This window comes from Brevibacterium album DSM 18261 (genome assembly GCF_000426445.1).
Lineage (GTDB): Bacteria > Actinomycetota > Actinomycetes > Actinomycetales > Brevibacteriaceae > Brevibacterium > Brevibacterium album.
In genome coordinates this window covers 631,165-648,035 of record NZ_KE384526.1, presented here as the reverse complement: position 1 = coordinate 648,035, position 16,871 = coordinate 631,165, and the positions used below count along the sequence as shown (strand labels likewise).

Annotated in this window: 16 protein-coding genes; 12 read left to right on the top strand and 4 right to left on the bottom strand. The window is 72.4% G+C overall.

Features of this window, described 5'->3' with window-relative positions:
• Window positions 1–50: 50 nt before the first annotated feature.
• From K318_RS0116605 to ccsB, 11 genes are all read left to right on the top strand, one after another.
• Window positions 51–728, top strand: coding sequence for a redox-sensing transcriptional repressor Rex (locus K318_RS0116605; protein ID WP_035282208.1), 678 nt, complete (start codon window positions 51–53; stop codon window positions 726–728).
• A 3-nt stretch (window positions 729–731) separates the two neighbouring features.
• Complete coding sequence (gene hemA / locus K318_RS23985) at window positions 732–3,602, top strand: glutamyl-tRNA reductase (protein ID WP_084500350.1); 2,871 nt, start codon at window positions 732–734, stop codon at window positions 3,600–3,602.
• Window positions 3,586–5,178 carry a uroporphyrinogen-III synthase gene (locus tag K318_RS0116595; RefSeq protein WP_029090312.1) on the top strand — a complete coding sequence of 531 codons (1,593 nt, stop codon included), beginning with the start codon at window positions 3,586–3,588 and terminating at the stop codon, window positions 5,176–5,178. The genes hemA and K318_RS0116595 overlap by 17 nt, the downstream gene beginning before the upstream one ends.
• 5 nt (window positions 5,179–5,183) lie before the next feature.
• On the top strand, window positions 5,184–6,224 hold the full coding sequence (gene hemB / locus K318_RS0116590; protein ID WP_084500349.1) for a porphobilinogen synthase: 1,041 nt from the start codon (window positions 5,184–5,186) through the stop codon (window positions 6,222–6,224).
• Window positions 6,221–6,745, top strand: a complete 525-nt coding sequence (locus K318_RS0116585) for a MarR family winged helix-turn-helix transcriptional regulator (protein WP_245579929.1) — start codon at window positions 6,221–6,223, stop codon at window positions 6,743–6,745. The genes hemB and K318_RS0116585 overlap by 4 nt, the downstream gene beginning before the upstream one ends.
• 45 nt (window positions 6,746–6,790) lie before the next feature.
• Window positions 6,791–8,182: a glutamate-1-semialdehyde 2,1-aminomutase gene (gene hemL / locus K318_RS22720; protein ID WP_035282203.1), complete on the top strand. Its 1,392-nt coding sequence runs from the start codon at window positions 6,791–6,793 to the stop codon at window positions 8,180–8,182.
• Between the two features lie 52 nt (window positions 8,183–8,234).
• Window positions 8,235–8,900: a histidine phosphatase family protein gene (locus tag K318_RS0116575; RefSeq protein WP_029090309.1), complete on the top strand. Its 666-nt coding sequence runs from the start codon at window positions 8,235–8,237 to the stop codon at window positions 8,898–8,900.
• Complete coding sequence (locus K318_RS0116570; protein WP_084500348.1) at window positions 8,897–9,559, top strand: TlpA family protein disulfide reductase; 663 nt, start codon at window positions 8,897–8,899, stop codon at window positions 9,557–9,559. Before K318_RS0116575 ends, K318_RS0116570 begins: the two co-directional genes overlap by 4 nt.
• Window positions 9,556–10,392: a cytochrome c biogenesis CcdA family protein gene (locus K318_RS0116565; RefSeq protein ID WP_084500347.1), complete on the top strand. Its 837-nt coding sequence runs from the start codon at window positions 9,556–9,558 to the stop codon at window positions 10,390–10,392. Before K318_RS0116570 ends, K318_RS0116565 begins: the two co-directional genes overlap by 4 nt.
• Window positions 10,393–11,973 carry a cytochrome c biogenesis protein ResB gene (gene resB / locus K318_RS22715; RefSeq protein WP_245579928.1) on the top strand — a complete coding sequence of 527 codons (1,581 nt, stop codon included), beginning with the start codon at window positions 10,393–10,395 and terminating at the stop codon, window positions 11,971–11,973.
• Window positions 11,974–12,133: 160 nt separating this feature from the next.
• Window positions 12,134–13,210, top strand: coding sequence for a c-type cytochrome biogenesis protein CcsB (gene ccsB, locus K318_RS0116555; protein WP_029090306.1), 1,077 nt, complete (start codon window positions 12,134–12,136; stop codon window positions 13,208–13,210).
• 73 nt (window positions 13,211–13,283) lie between these two features.
• On the opposite strand, the gene K318_RS0116550 is transcribed toward ccsB, so the two are convergent.
• Entirely contained in the window at window positions 13,284–14,234 is a 951-nt protein-coding gene (locus K318_RS0116550) for an ABC transporter permease family protein (protein WP_029090305.1), read from the bottom strand.
• A 66-nt stretch (window positions 14,235–14,300) separates the two neighbouring features.
• Complete coding sequence (locus K318_RS22710) at window positions 14,301–14,627, bottom strand: PLD nuclease N-terminal domain-containing protein (protein WP_035282197.1); 327 nt, start codon at window positions 14,625–14,627, stop codon at window positions 14,301–14,303.
• A 194-nt stretch (window positions 14,628–14,821) separates the two neighbouring features.
• Between K318_RS22710 and K318_RS0116540 the strand changes: the two genes are divergently transcribed.
• Window positions 14,822–15,097 (top strand): DUF4229 domain-containing protein, encoded by a 276-nt coding sequence (locus K318_RS0116540; RefSeq protein WP_029090304.1) that lies wholly within the window; start codon window positions 14,822–14,824, stop codon window positions 15,095–15,097.
• Between the two features lie 93 nt (window positions 15,098–15,190).
• Here the strand turns inward: K318_RS0116540 and K318_RS0116535 are convergent, their stop codons facing one another.
• A complete protein-coding gene (locus K318_RS0116535) occupies window positions 15,191–16,126 on the bottom strand; it encodes a 1,4-dihydroxy-2-naphthoate polyprenyltransferase (protein ID WP_029090303.1) in 936 nt (311 codons plus the stop codon).
• Window positions 16,127–16,207: 81 nt separating this feature from the next.
• Window positions 16,208–16,834, bottom strand: coding sequence for an RDD family protein (locus K318_RS0116530; RefSeq protein WP_029090302.1), 627 nt, complete (start codon window positions 16,832–16,834; stop codon window positions 16,208–16,210).
• Between the last annotated feature and the right edge of the window lie 37 nt (window positions 16,835–16,871).

The window sequence follows — 16,871 nt, the reverse complement described above, 5'->3', positions numbered from 1 at the left end:
GAGGGTTCGAGTCTGAGGGTGCGGTGTCGAGGAGAGGAGAGCGAGCAGCGGTGGCACAGTCCCTGCCGAGTCTTCCGGCATCCGTCGGTGCGCACCGCACCGCGCCGCTGCCGGCCGTGACCCGCATGCCGGTGTACCTCGCCGCACTCGAGTCCCTGCTCGCGGAGCACCGCGGCACCGTCTCCTCCGAGGCGCTGGCCGCGGCCTGCGGTGTGGGCGCCTCCATCGTCCGCCGCGATCTCACGCACATCGCCCCCGCGGGCCGCCGAGGCGTGGGCTACGACACCGCCGAGCTCGCCTCGGCGATCCGGACCTTCCTGGGCGTGGACCGTGCCCGCCCCCTGGGGATCGTCGGCGCGGGACGCCTGGGCACGGCACTGGCCCACTACCTCTCGGATCCGCGCCACGGCTTCGAGCTCCGCGCGATCTTCGACGCGGACCCGGCGCGCGTGGGCCAGCGGGTGGGCGAGCTGGAGGTCTCCGCGGAGACGGACTTCCCGACCGTCGCCCGCGCGCTCTCCCTCGAGCTGCTCGTCATCGCGGTGCCGGGGGCGGCCGCGCAGGCGGTGACGGACCTCGTCTCCGGCACATCGGTGACGGGGCTGCTCAACTTCGCGCCGGTGCCGGTGCGCGCCCCCCTCGGCGTGACGGTGCGTCATGTCGACCTCGCCACGGAGCTGCAGGTGCTCTCGCACTTCGCTCCGTCGAACACGAAGACTGGAGTCTGAGAAGTGACCGATCTCGTCCTGGGCGTCTCGCATCGCTCCGCGCCCATGGCCCTGCTGGATGCGCTCGCGCTGTCAGGCGAGGGCGTGGACAGGCTGACCGGGCTGGCCCTGGCCGGCGACTACGTCGACGGTGCAATGGTCCTCTCGACCTGCAACCGGCTCGAGATCATCGCCGATGTGAAGTCGTTCCACGGCGGCCTCGCGGATCTGGGCTCGGCGCTCGTCGAGGTCACCGGCATCGACTGGCAGGATCTCGCGCACCACGTCTTCGTCCTCTTCGACGACGGCGCGACCGAGCACCTGCTCACACTCGCCGCCGGACTGGACTCCATGGCCGTGGGCGAGGCGCAGATCCTGGGCCAGCTCCGCCAGACGTACTCGCGCGCGCAGGAGGCCGGACACCTCACGGGCGCCCTGAGCGGCACGGTGCAGGAGGCGCTGCGCGTGGGCAAGCGCGCACACGCGGAGACGGAACTGGACTCCGTCGCGGGCTCCCTGCTGGACACCGCGCTCGTGCGCGCGGCCGAGCACATCGGTCCCATCGAGACGGCGGACGTGCTCATCGTGGGCGCAGGCGCCATGTCCGGTCTCGTCGCAGCCACCCTGGCCCGTGCCGGCGCCGGGTCCATCACGATCCTCAACCGGACCCTCGAGCGGGCCGAGCGCCTGGCGGCCTCCGTGGACGGCCGCGCCGTCGAGTTCACGCCCGAGGCGCTGCCCGCGGAGATCGCGAAGGCCGATCTCGTGGTCTCCGTGATCGGCGCTCGCGGAACCGTCATCGACGCGGACACGATCACCGCCTCGCTCGCGCACCTCGAGGACCCGGAGGACCCCGCGCACACCTTCCTCATCGACCTCGCGCTGCCCTTCGACGTCGACCCGAACGTCGAGGAGCATCCCTTCGTGCGGATGATCGGCCTCGAAGGGCTCTCCTCGATGTTCGCGGACACGGACTACACCGCCTCCTCCGGAGTCGTGGACGTCATCAGCCGGGTGCGCACCATCATCCGCGAGGAGATGGCCGCGCTCTCGGCCGGCAAGCGCGCCCGCACGATCGCGCCCACCGTCACCGCGCTGCGCAAGCAGGCCGGGGCGGTCGTCTCGCGGGAGATCGAGAAGCTCGAGAAGCGGCTCGGCGACCGCGTGGCCGAGGACGACATGAAGGCGATCAGGCGCTCACTGCGCCAGGTCGCGACCACGCTGCTCCACACGCCCACCGTCAAGGTCAAGGAGCTCGCCGCCGACGAACACGAGAAGATCGACTACGCCGCCGCGCTCACGATGCTCTTCGACCTCCAGCGCACCCCGACGGCCGCCGCGGGCAGTGCTGCGGGCAGCGCCGAGGCGGGGATGCTGTCCGGCGCTGGTACGTCCGCCGCCGTGCCGGTCCCGGCCGCAGCGGGTGTGCGGGCGATGCCGGGGACAGCGGCAGCGCCGGGGACAGCGGCCGGGGCGCGCGCCGCCGAGGCCGGAGCAGGAGGCCTGCTGGCACAGGTGCCGCAGCCGGCAGGCCGCGGCACGGGCGACCAGGGCCGTCCCGTGGGTCCGCCTGCCTCGGACGCCCGGCCAGCTCCGGACGCCCGGCCCCTCCCGGACCGCCAGCCGTCCGTGCGGACCGCCTCGGTCCCGGGCAGCCACTACGTCGCGGCCGCCGGGGAGAGCCCCGTCGCCTCGCACACGCTCGACGTCGTCGAGCCCGCGCGTCCCAGCGGCCGGACGATCCGGCTGGGCACCCGCCGCTCGCAGCTGGCCCGTTCGCAGTCCACCGCTGTCGCCCAGCAGCTCGCCGCGCAGACCGGTCTGCGCGTGGAGATCGTCGAGGTCGTCACCGAGGGCGATGTCAACATGACGCCGCTCGCAAGCTTCGGCGGGGCGGGTGTGTTCGTCTCCTCCGTGCGCTCGGCGCTGCTCGACGGCAGGGTCGACATCGCAGTGCACTCGCTCAAGGACCTGCCCACGGCCGCGGCTCCGGGCATCAGCCTCGCGGCCGTGCCCCCGCGCGTGGACCCCTCGGACGTCCTCATCACCCGCGACGGCCTCACGCTCGCGCAGCTGCCGGCCGGTGCGGTCATCGGCACGGGCTCCCCGCGCCGCGCCGCCCAGCTGCGCGCTGCCCGGCCGGACATCGAGGTCACCGGCGTGCGCGGCAATGTGGACACCCGCATCCGCCACGTCACGGAGGGTCGCCTCGACGCCGTCGTGCTCGCCGCGGCCGGTGTGCGCCGCCTCGGCCGCCTGGGCGAGGTCACCGAGGTCCTGGACTCCTCCGTCATGCTGCCGGCGCCGGGGCAGGGGGCGCTGGCCGTCGAGTGCCGGGATGCCGACGCCGAACTCACGGAGTTCGACGCGGAGCTGCGGTCCGCTCTCTCCGGCCTGCACGACGAGGCCTCGATGCTCGCGGTGCTGTGCGAGCGGGCCATCCTCGCGCGCGCCGAGGCGGGCTGCTCGGCTCCCATCGGCGCCATCGCCCACCTCGAGGGGCACTCGCTGGAGGTCTCCGGCGTGCTCGCGGACGAGGCCGGGACGCTGCTGCGCGTCACCCGCAGGAGCCCGCTGCCCCGCCGCAGCGCGGACACGGACCCCGCGGAGGTGCGGCACGCGGCCGAGGCGCTCGGTGCGCAGGTCGCCGAGGAGCTGCTGAGCGGGCTCGGCCTGGATCCCGCCCGCTCCATCGGCGCCAATGCGCCCGGGACGCACCTCGCACCCGCCGAGGCCGCTCAATCCGCCGAGGCCGCTCAGACCGCCCAACCCGCCCAGGCCGCGGAGACCCATGCGGAACCGGAACTCGGCACGGCGGGCGAGCCCGGTACGCCCGCACAGCAGGACCGACAGGACGCAGACGAAGGAGGCGGCGCGCATGGTGCCGGACGCTGAGGCAGGGCAGGGCGCGCTCGCCGTGCCCACCGTCTACTTCCTGGGCGCGGGGCCGGGCGATCCCGCGCTCGTGACCTATCGCGGCACCAAGCTGCTGCAGAAGGCCGCGCTCATCGTCTCCGACGAGCCGCGCCACGCCGCGATCGTCGACGAGTTCGTCCCGGAGGCCACTCCGCGGATGAACGCGGAGGAGCTGGGCCAGGCGGCCACGACCCGCGGTCGCAAGCTCGCGGGCCTGGCGCGCGAGCACGGCATGGTCGTCCGGATCGTGCCGCACGACGGCGTGCTCTTCTCCACCACGACGGACGAGGCCGCGGCGGTCCGCCGCCAGGGAGTCGACTTCGAGATCGTGCCCGGGGTGGGCGTCGCCGCGACCGCGACGGCGTTCACGGGAGCGCCCGTCACGACCAACCGCGTCCGCTCGGTGCGCTTCGTCGAGGCCGGCGAGCAGTCGCATGTGGACGTCTCGAAGCACAGGAACACGGGGCACGTGCTCACGGGCGCGCGCGAGGACATCGAGTCCGCCCTGGGCTCCCTGCTGGGAGACGGGTGGGACGAGGCCACACCGGTGCTGCTGAGCTCCGACCTCTCGACCATCGCGCAGCAGACCATCGAGTCGACCTTCGGTGCGGCGGTCGAGCGCCTGCGCGAGACGTTCGACGAGGGCACACAGGTCACGATGCTCTTCGGCCAGGGGATCGCACAGCACGCGGAGCTCGACTGGTTCGAGACGCGGCCGCTGTTCGGCTGGAGCGTGCTCATCCCGCGGACCAAGGAACAGGGCAGCCACACCGCGCGGGCGCTCGCAGAGCTCGGCGCGACCGGGACGATCGTCCCGACCATCGCCATCCAGCCCCCGCGCACGCCCACGCAGATGGAGCGTGCGATCCAGGGCCTCGTCAACGGCGACTACCAGTGGGTGGGGCTCACGAGCGTCAACGCCGTGCGGGCCGTGCGCGAATGGTTCGACGACCTCGGGCTGGACGCCCGGGCGCTCGCCGGCGTGCGGGTGGCGGCGGTGGGCGGGCCCACGGCGCACGCGCTCGAGGACTGGGGCGTGACCCCGGACCTCGTGCCCAGCGGCGAGCACTCCGCGCGCGGCCTCGTCGAGGACTGGCCGGACCGGGACCCGCTCGTCGATCCCGTGGGCCGCGTGCTCCTGCCGCGGGCGGACATCGCCACCGAGGTGCTCGTCGAGGGGCTCACCGCAGGCGGCTGGGACGTGCACGACGTGACGGCCTACCGGACCGTCCGGGCGGCGCCGCCGCCGGCGCCCATCCGGGAGTCCATCAAGGCCGGGGACTTCGACGCGGTGCTGTTCACCTCGTCCTCGACCGTGCGCAACCTCGTGGGCATCGCGGGCAAGCCGCCGGCGAGCACCGTCGTCGCGTGCATCGGCCCCGCGACCGCGCAGACCGCCGAGGACCACGGCCTCGCGGTCGACGTGCTGGCCGCCGAGGCGAACATGGGTTCGCTCATCGCCGGCCTCGTCGACCATGCTGTCCACCGGCGGTCGGAGGACCTGGCCGCAGGCCGCGCCCCGCTGCGTCCCTCGCAGCGGCCCAGGAGAAGGTGAGTGAGATGACGTCAGCCCCTGCCCGTCGCACCGCAGGCCGCGAGGCGCCGGCCTACCAGCTCGCGCACGGAGCCGTGCGGCCCCGCCGCCTGCGCCGCACCCCGGCCATCCGCCGGATGGTCGCGGAGACCCGCCTGCACCCCGCTGAGCTCATCCTCCCCATGTTCGTCAAGGAGGGGCTGAGCGAGCCCGCGCCCCTGAGCTCCATGCCCGGGGTCGTCCAGCACACCCTCGACTCGCTCGCCGAGGCCGCGAAGGAGGCCGTCGATGCCGGTGTGGGCGGGATCATGCTCTTCGGCATCCCGGAGGTGCGGGACGCGATCGGCTCGGCCGGCGACGATCCCGAGGGCATCCTCAACCGCGCGATCCGCCGCCTGCGCGAGGAGGTGGGCGAGGACACCGTCATCATGGCCGACCTCTGCCTCGACGAGTTCACCTCGCACGGCCACTGCGGCGTGCTCGATGAGACCGGTGCGGTGGACAACGACGCGACGCTCGACCGCTACGCCGCGATGGCGCTCGCACAGGCCGAGGCCGGTGCGGACGTGCTGGGGCCCTCGGGCATGATGGACGGCCAGATCGCGGCGATCCGCCACGCCCTGGACGCCGCCGGTCACACGGACGTCATCCTGCTCGCATACTCCGCCAAGTACTCCTCCGCCTTCTACGGCCCCTTCCGCGAGGCCGTGGACTCCCAGCTGTCCGGCGACCGCCGCACGTACCAGCAGGATCCGGGCAACGGGCGCGAGGCGCTGCGCGAACTCGAGCTCGACCTCGCCGAGGGCGCGGACATCGTCATGATCAAGCCCGGTCTGCCCTACCTCGACGTGCTCGCCGAGGCGGTCGCGGCGTCCCCCGTGCCGGTCTGGGCGTACCAGATCTCCGGCGAGTACGCGATGATCGAGTTCGCGGCCGCGGCCGGCGCCATCGACCGGATGCCCGCGATCCTCGAGAGCCTCACCGCCTTCAAGCGCGCGGGCGCGGACTCGGTGCTCACCTACTGGGCCGCCGAGGTCGCCCGGGAGCTCCGCCGGGAGCCGGCGTGACCCCGAGCTGCGGACCTGCGGACGCAGGTGAGGCGGCCGCGGGTGAGAGGGTGCGCTGGCTGGACGCCGGGGAGCAGGCCGCCTGGCGCTCCTTCCTCGACGCGCACCAGCTCCTCATGACGAAGCTCGACAGCGAGCTCCGCGAAGCCTCCCCGCTGGGCCTCACGGAGTACACCGTGCTCGTGCGGCTGTCCGAGGCCGAGGACCGCACGCTGCGCATGGCGACGCTCGCCGCGGACACCGGTCTGTCACGTTCGCGCCTCACGCACATCGTCTCCCGCCTCGAGGAGCGCGGGATCGTCTGCCGCGACAAATCGGTCGACGACAGGCGCGGCGTGCAGTGCCGGCTCACCGAGGAGGGGTTCGGCCTGCTGGAGCGCACCGCACCCGTCCACGTCGCGGGCGTGCGCGAGCACCTCATCGACCTGCTCGGGCGGGAGCAGATCGCGCAGATGGCCGGCATCTTCGACACCGTGCTCGCGCACATGCGCGCACTGCCCTCCCGCACCACCCGCTCCTGATCGCATGCCCGAAGAGACCGCACGTTCCTTGCCAAGGGAGAGACCATGACACAGGCACAGCACCCGCAGTCCGCCTCGCACGCAGCGCCGCATCCGGCTGCCTCCGCGGCCCGCTCGCAGGAGCTCTTCGACCGCGCCCGCGCGCTCATCCCGGGCGGGGTCAACTCCCCCGTGCGCGCCTTCGGGGCCGTGGGCGGCACGCCGCGCTTCATCGACCACGCGCAGGGCGCGCACCTCGTCGACGTGGACGGCAACGAGTTCGTCGACCTCATCGGCTCCTGGGGGCCGATGATCCTCGGCCACGCCCATCCGGAGGTCGTCGAGGCCGTGCGGGCGGCGGCGGCCAAGGGGTTCAGCTTCGGCACCCCGTCCGCCGCCGAGGTCGAACTCGCCCAGGCGATCGCGGACCGCGTGGACCCCGTCGACGAGGTGCGGCTGGTCAACTCCGGCACGGAGGCGACGATGTCCGCCATCCGGCTGGCCCGCGGGGTGACGGGGCGGTCGAAGATCGTGAAGTTCGCCGGCTGCTACCACGGCCACGTCGACGCGCTGCTGGCCGCGGCGGGCTCGGGGCTCGCGACGTTCTCGCTGCCGGACACGCCCGGCGTGACGGGAGCCTCGGCCGCGGACACGATCGTGCTGCCCTACAACGACCAGCAGGCCCTGGCCGCGGCCTTCGCCGAGCACGGCGCGGACATCGCCTGCGTCATCACCGAGGCGAGCCCCGGCAACATGGGCGTGGTCCCGCCGCGCGACGGCTTCACGAACGCGATCCGCCGGATCACGGCCGAGCACGGGGCGCTCATGGTCTCCGACGAGGTGATGACGGGGTTCCGCGTCTCCGCCGCCGGCTGGTACGGCTGGGAGGTCGAGCGCGAGGGCTACCCGCACGGACCCGCCGACCTGTTCACGTTCGGCAAGGTGATGGGCGGAGGCTTCCCGGCCGCGGCCTTCGGCGGACGCCGCGAGGTCATGGAGCACCTCGCCCCGGCCGGGCCCGTCTACCAGGCGGGCACGCTCTCGGGCAATCCCGTGGCCTCGGCGGCGGGGCTCGCGACCCTGCGGCTGACGACGGAGCTGGACGTGTACTCGCACCTGGAGCGCGCCGCCGACGTGCTTCGCGGCGAGGTCGCGCAGGCGCTCACGGCCGCCTCCGTGCCCCACACGATCCAGAGCGCGAACTCCATGTTCTCCGTCTTCTTCACCGAGGACGAGGTGCGCGACTACGAGGACGCGAGGGCGCAGGACACCGCCGCGCACGCGGCCTTCTTCACCTCGATGCTGGAGTCCGGGATCCACCTGCCGCCCTCGGCCTTCGAGGCGTGGTTCCTGTCCTACGCCCACACCGACGAGGTGCTCGAGCGGATCGCGGCCGCGCTGCCCGCGGCGGCGGCCGCGGCGGCAGCGGCGGGCACCGGCGAGCCGTCCCGCGGCTGAGCGGCGCGGCAGAGACCAGGGCAGAGACCAGGGCAGAGACCAGGAGCGAGACATGGCGAACCTGCGCATCCACCTCGTGCGCCACGGCGAGGTGCACAACCCCGGAGGCATCCTCTACGGGCGGATGCCCGGCTACCACCTGTCCGAGCGCGGCTTCGAGATGGCCGAGCGCGTGGCCGAGGCGCTGCCCGTCCGCGATCCGCACATCGCGGAGGTGGTGTCCTCCCCGCTCCTGCGCGCGCAGCAGACGGCCGCGCCGCTGGCCGGCCGGCTGGGGCTGGAGCTCGGGACGGAGGAGCGCGTGATCGAGGCCGGCAACGACTTCGAGGGCAACCACGTCACGCCCGAGGGCCTCCTGCGCCGGCCCGACTGGCTGTTCCTCGCGCGCAACCCCCTGCGCCCCTCATGGGGCGAGCCCTATCTCGCGCAGGCCCTGCGCGTGCGGGCGGCCATGATGTCGATGCGCGCGCGGCTGGCCTCCCGGGCCCGCGCGGAGGGCCTGGAGGAGGCCTCGGGCGTGATCGTCACCCACCAGCTCCCGATCTGGTCCACGCGCCTCTTCACGCTCGGCAGGCCCCTGGCACACGATCCGCGGAGGCGCCAGTGCGCACTCGCCTCTGTCACGACCTTCTCAGACGGATCCGGCACACTGGACGACGTGGTTTACGAGGACATCGCGGCGGACATGCCCCTCACCCAGCCGGGAACCGGCGCATGAGCGGCGAGGACCGGCACAGGCGCACAGCAGGGCTCTTCCTGCCGCGCGAAGGCTCCTTCCACGGACCGCTGAGCACGCGCCGCGGGGCACTCGGCCTCCTGGGCCTGGCGGGCCTCGCGCTCGCGGGCTGCTCCGGCTCCGGCGGCGGGGAGAATCTCGCGGAGCAGGCGAGCTCGGGCGAGGACAAGGGCTACATCTCCGGCGAGGGCGTCATCACCGAGCTCGCCGCGGCCGACCGCGGTGAGCCGCTCGACCTCGCCTTCACGACGCTCACGGGCGAGGAGGCCTCGCTCGCGGAATGGCGTCCCAAGGTGGTCGCGATCAACCTCTGGTACGCCGCCTGCCCGCCCTGCCGGGTCGAGGCGCCGGACCTCAACGAGGTGTACCGGGAGTACGCCGACGAGGTCGAGTTCCTGGGCGCGAACGTGCGCGACGAGGCGCCCACCGCGGAGTCGTTCGTGCGCACCTTCGACGTGCCCTATCCGATCATGATCGACGCGCGCGGCGAGATGGTGTCCCTGCTCTCGACGATCCTGCCGCCGCAGGCCACCCCGTCCACCGTGATCCTCGACGCTCAGGGGCGGGCCGCAGCCCGCGTCGTGGGCGCGGCGTCCAGCTCGACGCTGCGAGGGCTCATCGAGGGCGCTCTGGCGGGATGAGCATCACCGCACACACAGCTCTGACCGCGTCCGCCCACACGACCTCCCTCGCAGAACCGGCACTCCTCGCCGCAGGAGTGGGGGAGGCCTTCGCCCAGACGGTGCTCTCGGGACCGCTCGTGCTGGCGGTGCTCGTGGCCGCGGCCGCGGGCATGGTGTCCTTCGCCTCGCCGTGCGTGCTGCCGCTCGTGCCGGGCTACGTCGGCTACGTGACGGGTCTCAGCGGGACCTCGCTCGAGGACCGGAAGACCTCGCGCGTCGTGCTGGGCGTGACCCTCTTCGTGCTCGGCTTCGCAGTGGTGTTCGTGGTGCTCGGCGCGGCGTTCTCGACCATCGGGCTGTTCTTCGCCCAGTGGACGGACATCGTCATCCGGGTGCTCGGCCTCGTCGTGATCCTCGCCGGGGTCGTGTTCATGGGCGGCATCCCGTTCCTGCAGAGGAACGCGCAGACGATCCGGCGGCCCAGGGCAGGGCTCGCCGGCGCGCCCGTCCTGGGCGCCGTGTTCGCCCTGAGCTGGGCGCCGTGCATGGGCCCCACGCTCGCGGCGGTGCTCGCGCTGTCCACGAGCTTCGGCACGGACGGCTCGGTCGCCCGGGGGACGTTGCTCACCTTCGTGTACTGCCTGGGCCTCGGCATCCCGTTCATCGTGGTCTCGATCCTCATCCACAAGGGGATGGGGCGCCTCGAATGGGTGCGCAGGCATCAGCAGGCGATCATGCGCGCCGGCGGGATCATGCTGATCCTCCTGGGTCTGCTGCTGCTCAGCGGCCTGTGGACGCAGTGGATCGGCAGCCTGCAGGGCACCATCGCCGGCTTCGAAGTGGTGATCTGAGTGAGTGCGGAGGACGCAGTGGGCCGGGAGGACACGGGGGCCAAGGCTGCACCGGCGGACATCGGGTTCGTCGGGATGCTGCGCTGGGCGTGGCGGCAGCTCACGACGATGCGCGCGGCCCTCATCCTGCTGCTCGTGCTCGCGCTCGCGGCGATCCCGGGCTCGCTCCTGCCGCAGCGCATCCAGGACCCGGGCACGGTGGCGCGCTTCATCGAGGAGAACGGCGCGCTGGGCGAGTTCCTCGATGCGGTGCAGCTGTTCGACGTGTACTCGTCGTTCTGGTTCTCCGCCGTCTACATCCTGCTCATGGTCTCGCTCGTGGGCTGCATCATCCCGCGCACCCGGCAGCACTGGAAGGCGATGCGGCAGCGGCCGCCCCGGGCGCCTCGGCGGCTCTCCCGGATGCCCGTGCACACGACCCTGCCGCTGTCCGGCGAGGGTGCTCCCCGGACGCGCGAGGAACTGCTGGACCGGGCGGAGAAGGTCCTGCGCAGGTCCGGCTACCGCGTGGCGCGGGCGGAGGACCATGTGGCCGCCGAGCGCGGCCATCTGCGGGAGACGGGCAACCTCACCTTCCACGTCTCCATCCTCGCCGTCGTCATCGTCATGGCGCTCGGCGGCCTGCTCGGCTACTCCGGTCAGCGTGTGCTCGTGGAGGGGGAGACGTTCAGCAACTCGCTGGTCTCCTACGACTCGTTCGAGCCGGGCACGTACTTCGACGCCGATTCGCTCGCGGACTACCGGCTCACCCTCGACCACTTCGAGACCCGCTGGGACGATCAGGCGCCGGGCGTGCAGTTCGGTCAGCCCCGGCAGTTCGATGCGACCGTCACGCTGTCCCGGGACGGGGAGTCGCGGCAGATGCTGCTCCGGCCCAACGAACCGGTGCGGGTGGACGGCTCCCGCGTGTACCTGCTGGGCAACGGCTACGCCCCCGTCATCACGGTGCGCGATGCCGCAGGCGAGGTCACGTTCTCCGGTCCCGTCGTGTTCCTGCCGCAGGACGGTGCGAACACCTCGCGGGGCGTGGTGAAGGTGCCGGACTCCGGCGGTCCGGAGCAGCTGGGCTTCGTGGGCATCTTCCTGCCCACGGCAGCGCAGAACGAGGACGGCGAGCTGTACTCGGAGTTCGCGGAGCTGCGGAACCCGCTGCTCGTCATGAGCGCGTACGAGGGCGATCTGGGCCTCGACTCCGGCGTGCCGCAGTCCGTCTACGAACTCGACGCGGATGAGATGACGGAGCTGGCAGAGCCGGACGGCGCGCCGCTGCAGCTCGTGCTCCAGCCGGGCGAGACCGTGGAGCTGCCGGGTGAGCGCGGCAGCGTCACGCTCGACGAGGTGCGCAAGTACGTGGGCCTCGACATCCGCCACGATCCCGTGCAGGTGTGGATGCTGCCGTTCACGCTCGCGCTCTTCCTGGGCCTGGCGCTGTCCCTGTTCGTGCCCCGGCGACGCGTGTGGGTGCGGGTGAGCGGCGACGAGGTCGAGGTCGCCGGACTCGCCCGCGGAGAGGATCCGCGCGTCGAGGTCGCGGTCCGGGAGATCGCGGAGAAGCTGGACGCGGCACGGGAGCGGGCGTGAGCGGGATCGCCCGCACGGGAGACTCCGTGCACTGGAAACCGACCGCCCGCAGGTTCTACCCTGTGTAGAACGCTGCTGAGCGGCCCGCCGGCCGCGCTCCATCCGCGTCCCATCCGCGCGGGCACATTCCGTGAGGGCACATCGTGAGGAAGAAGCGCCAATGAACGTCAACACCCTGCTGGCCGAATGGTCGGATCTGCTGATCTACTCGGCCATCGCGGTCTACGCGATCGCCTTCATCATGTACGCCTTCGATCTGTTCGGTCCGGGTTTCGTGGGGCAGATCCGCTCCGAGGAGGCCGGTGCTCGCGGGTCCGCCGGTGCCGTCGAGGCCCGTGCCGCCGAGGCCCAGGGCGCGGAGCGCGGGGCGGATGCCCGCAGTGCGGCGGGTGCTGCCTCGGGAGCTGCGACTGCCGTGCTCGACACCGCCGAGGCGGGCTCGGGCGCGGGTGATGCGGACGGCGAGAGCCCCTCGGTGCGGGCGCTGCGGCGCTGGGCGCGGGTGGGCACGGCGCTCACCGTGATCGCGGTGGTCCTGCACCTGGCAGCGATCGTGCTGCGGGTCGCGGCGGTCATGCGCGTGCCCTGGTCCAACCTCATGGAGTACGCGCTCATCGCCTCGGCGTTCGTGGCCGTGGGCTACGTCGTGCTGCTGCTCATCCGGGACGTCCGCTTCCTCGGCACACTCGTGACGGGTGCGGTGCTGCTGACGCTGGGCCTGTGCATCACGGTGTTCTACACGCCGGCCGCCGGCATCATCCCGGCGCTGGACAACTACTGGATCTGGATCCACGTGCCGATCGCGATCCTCTCGACCGTGCTCCTGTCCCTGTCCGCGTGCATGGCGGTGGTGCAGATCGTCAAGGCGTGGAGCGAGGGACGCGAGACCGTGCCTGGCCCGCTGCGCTTCGTGCGGGCGCTGCCGTCGTCGACGGACCTCGAGAAGACCTCCTACCGCATGGCCGCGGTGGGCTTCGTGACCTGGACCTTCACGCTCGTGGCCGGTGCGTTCTGGGCCGAGATCGCATGGGGCCGCTACTGGGGCTGGGACGCGAAGGAGATCTGGACCTTCGTCGTGTGGGTCGTCTACGCGGCCTATCTGCACGCACGCGCCACCCGCGGCTGGACCGCGACCCGCGTGGCCGTGCTCAACCTCATCGGCGTCGCGACGATCATCTTCAACGCCACGATCGTCAACACCTACTTCGACGGACTGCACTCCTACGCGGGGGTGTGAGCGCGCCGCGCGGTGCGCAGCGGACGCGCAGTGGAGTGCGGCATCTGCTCCGGCGCGTCCACGAGGTGTGCGGCTACGGCAGGGTGCGGTTCTTCTGCGAGCCGGCTCGCTCCCGTGCGAACCAGGCAGTGGAGCGCGGCATGAAGGCACAGACGAGGCTCGCGGCGCCCACGAGGAGGAAGCACCCTGAGAGCACGGGGCTCAGGGGCGTGACGAAGAAGAACGCGAGGACCATGGCCGCGAGGGCGATCCACCGGGCTCGGCCGCGACCGGTCAGCACCCGCCAGACGTAGACGGCGAAGGCCGCGATCACCAGCACGCCCGCAGCGATGCCGAGCCCGACGAGGAGATTCGCCAGGCCGGTGGAGACCTCGCCGGTGGCGGTGATCGCCTCGGCCTCGGCGGCGGAGCCGGCACGCTGGAGCATGAACCCGAGGATCCGCAGGGAGCGGCCGCCCGAGACGGCCAGGGTCACCACCGCGATGACGATGAAGACCGGCGCGATGAGCCCGAGGACGGCTGCCGCCCGCACCTCCCAGGGGCGCACTGCGCGACCGTGGGCGTCGACGGGGACGGACACCGCCGATGCATAGGCGGTGCTGCCGCGCTCCCACGCCTGCGCGGACTGTGCCGAGGCCGTGCCGATCACCGCATCCGCCGCTGCGGCTCCGGAACCGGCCCAGTGGCTCATCCGGTCGGCGGCCTGCCTGCGGAGGTCTACGCGCTGCTGCCAGCCCTCTCGGGCCGCCCCTGCCGTGCGCCCGGCCGCGTCCGTGAGCGCCTCACCCGAACGGCGCGCGAGGCGCGTGCCCTCGGCCGCGGCGGAGCGTCCCCGCTCCAGCAGGGCCGCACCGCGCTCACGCCAGCCTTCGGACGTGGGCGGCTGAGGGGGTGGTGCGTGCGGTGACCCCTGTCCGGGGTGCGCGAACGGGGCCGGGGCGTCCGGATGTGCGTACGGTGGGTACGGGGGCTCAGGCGGCGCGGGAGGCCGCTGGGAGGGATCGTCTGCGGGCTCCTGCATCATGTGCCCCGGCCTTCCTCTGAGACTCCGTTGTCCGTTCGTGGTAGTCCGGTCGTGTGGGAAGCGGGCTCAGTCCAGCTCGCCGCGCTCGCGACGTTCGCGGCGCTGCTGCTGTTCCACGTCCTCTGCGATGCGGCGCAGGAAGTCCGGATCGTCGTCCGGGGCGATGGGGCCGGTCTGCCGGCGCGGAACACCGCCGCCTCCGCCTCCGGGCGTCCTGCGACCGAGGAAGAACCACAGGCCTGCGCCGATGAGGGGGAAGATCAGGATGGCGAGGATCCACGCCCATTTGGGCAGCGCTGCGATCCGATCGCGCGGCCGCAGCGCGCAGTCGAAGACGCTGTACAGCGTGATGGCCACGATGACGACGATGGCCACGATGAGTCCTCTTGCCATGTCTCAAGGATAATCGACGCGCCTGGACGCGAAGTGAGGGAGGGGCGTGCATGAGACGGGTCGTTCCGCCGTGCCGCCGAGGCTTGCGGCCGAGGCTTGCGGCCGAGGCCCTGCGCCGTGTCATGGGGGTCACTTCGTCGTGCCGTGCGGGCCCTGAGCCCGGCGCAGAGCCGCCCCCACTAGACTTGCACCCTATGCGCTCGTTCCTCGTCTACAACCTCGCACGGCTGGCCCTGCTGATCGCCTGCGTCCTCGTCATCTGGGCGATCTGGAAGCCGTCTCTCATCGGGACGGTCGCCGGCGTCGTCATCTCCTCGCTCCTGAGCTTCGCCGTGCTCGCCCCGCTGCGGAACGAATCGGCGCAGGACCTCCTCGCCCGGGCCCAGCGGCGCAGGGAGGAGAAGGCCCAGCGCGCCGTCAAGCCGCGCCGCGACGACGCCGAGGAGGACCGCAGCATCGACGATGCGTGAGGGTGTGCTGCGCTCTCACTCCCGACGGCCCGCATATTCCTTTTCGCACCACGCCGCGGCATGGTGCGAAAAGGAATATGCGGGCCGTTTCGGTCAGAGGGCCGTGCCGATCCCCAGGAGGAACGCATAGGCGAGCGCGGCCAGAGAGGTGGACTTGATGGTCGGGATGAGTGCGGCGCCGCTCGCGCCCGAGAGCACGATCTTCACGGGCTGCACGACGACCACGAGGGAGAGGACCGCGAGGACCGCCTGCGGGTGCCCGTCGAGGATCGCGCCCATGAGGAACACGTACGGCAGGGCGACGAGCAGGGTGTACACGGCCCGCGACAGCTGATCGCCCATGACGACGGCGAGCGTGTTCTTGCCGACCTCGCGGTCGCTGGGGATGTCGCGGATGTTGTTCGCCATGAGCACGGCGCAGGCGAACAGGCCGATTCCGATCGCGCCGCTCACCGCAGCCAGCGTGACGGCACCGGAGATGGCGGCGGCGGTGCCCAGTGTGGCGACGAGGCCGAAGAACACGAAGACGAACACCTCGCCGAGCGCCATGTACCCGTAGGGCCTCTTGCCCCCCGTGTAGTACCAGGCCGCGAGCACCGCGAGGACGCCCACCGGGATGAGCCACCACTGCCGGGACGCGAGGACGAGGGCGACGCCCGCCGCGGCCGCGACGCCGAAGCTGATGAACGCCGCGCGTCGGACGGCTTCCGGTGCCGCAGCTCCGGAGGCGGTCAGGCGCATGGGCCCCACCCGCTCGTCGTCGGTGCCGCGGATGCCGTCGGAGTAGTCGTTGGCGTAGTTCGAGCCGATCTGCAGCCCGAGGGCGACGATGAGTGCGAGGAGGCTGCGCAGGAGCACCGCGCCCACGTCCAGACCCGCGCTCTGCCCCGGGCCCACGGAGCCGAGGATGATGACGGAGAAGCCGCCGAGCGCGCCGAGACCGGCCCCGGTGCCGATGAGGACGGGGGCAAGCGCGAGCGGAAGGGTGCGCAGCCGTGCACCGGAGACCCATTCGCCGAACGTCGCCATCCCACGCCCTTTCTGCTCAGCCGGACCTCCGTATCGTATCGGCCCGTGCCGTGTGGTCTGCGCCCGGCACGCACGCTCCGCTCAGGGTGAGACGACCACCACTGTCTTCGCGGCACGGTCCTGCCAGGAGCGGTAGCGGGGCGCGCCGTCGAAGAGCAGGCTGAGGTCGACGAGGATCTGATAGATCCAGCCGACGAAGGGGAGGACGCCGGGCACGAACTGCACGAGCGCACGGCTGAAGTACGCGCTGCCCTCGGGGCGGCCGCCGTCCGCGGCGCGGACGATCCTGATCCCCATGAGCTTCTTGCCGGGAGTGCGCCCGGCAGTGAGGTTGCAGATCATCTCCAGCGACACCATGAGCACGACCCCGACGATGGGGCCGATGATCAGACCGACGACGGGGATCAGCGCGATGAGGAAGACCACGACGAAGAGCAGGAACCAGTCGACGATGCGGGCGACGAGGCGCTGGCCCGGGCTCGCGAATCGCGCGGGCCCGGCAGCGCCCGGCCGGGCCTGCGGCACGGGGACAGGGGGCTGGGCGTAGGAGTGGGCGGCATCCCCCGGATGCGTCTGCGGTGCCGAGACGGGGACCGGGCCCGAACCGAACTGCGGCTGCGAGCCGAATTGCGGCTGCGAGCCGTACTGCAGCTGCGGAGTGCCGGAGCTCGGCGGGGGCGGTGCGGCAGGAGGCGGGGGTGTGGTCATGTGAAGCTCCCTTTCCGGTCAGACCTCGTCCTCGAGG

Bases quoted from the DNA above. Each gene is read 5' to 3' on its own strand.
- K318_RS0116570 (WP_084500348.1), top strand. From the start codon at position 8,897: ATGAGCGGCGAGGACCGGCACAGGCGCACAGCAGGGCTCTTCCTGCCG.
- K318_RS0116535 (WP_029090303.1), bottom strand. From the start codon at position 16,126: ATGGCGACGTTCGGCGAATGGGTCTCCGGTGCACGGCTGCGCACCCTT.
- K318_RS0116530 (WP_029090302.1), bottom strand. From the start codon at position 16,834: ATGACCACACCCCCGCCTCCTGCCGCACCGCCCCCGCCGAGCTCCGGC.
- K318_RS0116540 (WP_029090304.1), top strand. From the start codon at position 14,822: ATGCGCTCGTTCCTCGTCTACAACCTCGCACGGCTGGCCCTGCTGATC.
- ccsB (WP_029090306.1), top strand. From the start codon at position 12,134: ATGAACGTCAACACCCTGCTGGCCGAATGGTCGGATCTGCTGATCTAC.
- K318_RS22710 (WP_035282197.1), bottom strand. From the start codon at position 14,627: ATGGCAAGAGGACTCATCGTGGCCATCGTCGTCATCGTGGCCATCACG.
- hemB (WP_084500349.1), top strand. From the start codon at position 5,184: ATGACGTCAGCCCCTGCCCGTCGCACCGCAGGCCGCGAGGCGCCGGCC.
- K318_RS0116550 (WP_029090305.1), bottom strand. From the start codon at position 14,234: ATGATGCAGGAGCCCGCAGACGATCCCTCCCAGCGGCCTCCCGCGCCG.
- K318_RS0116595 (WP_029090312.1), top strand. From the start codon at position 3,586: ATGGTGCCGGACGCTGAGGCAGGGCAGGGCGCGCTCGCCGTGCCCACC.
- hemL (WP_035282203.1), top strand. From the start codon at position 6,791: ATGACACAGGCACAGCACCCGCAGTCCGCCTCGCACGCAGCGCCGCAT.
- K318_RS0116565 (WP_084500347.1), top strand. From the start codon at position 9,556: ATGAGCATCACCGCACACACAGCTCTGACCGCGTCCGCCCACACGACC.
- K318_RS0116575 (WP_029090309.1), top strand. From the start codon at position 8,235: ATGGCGAACCTGCGCATCCACCTCGTGCGCCACGGCGAGGTGCACAAC.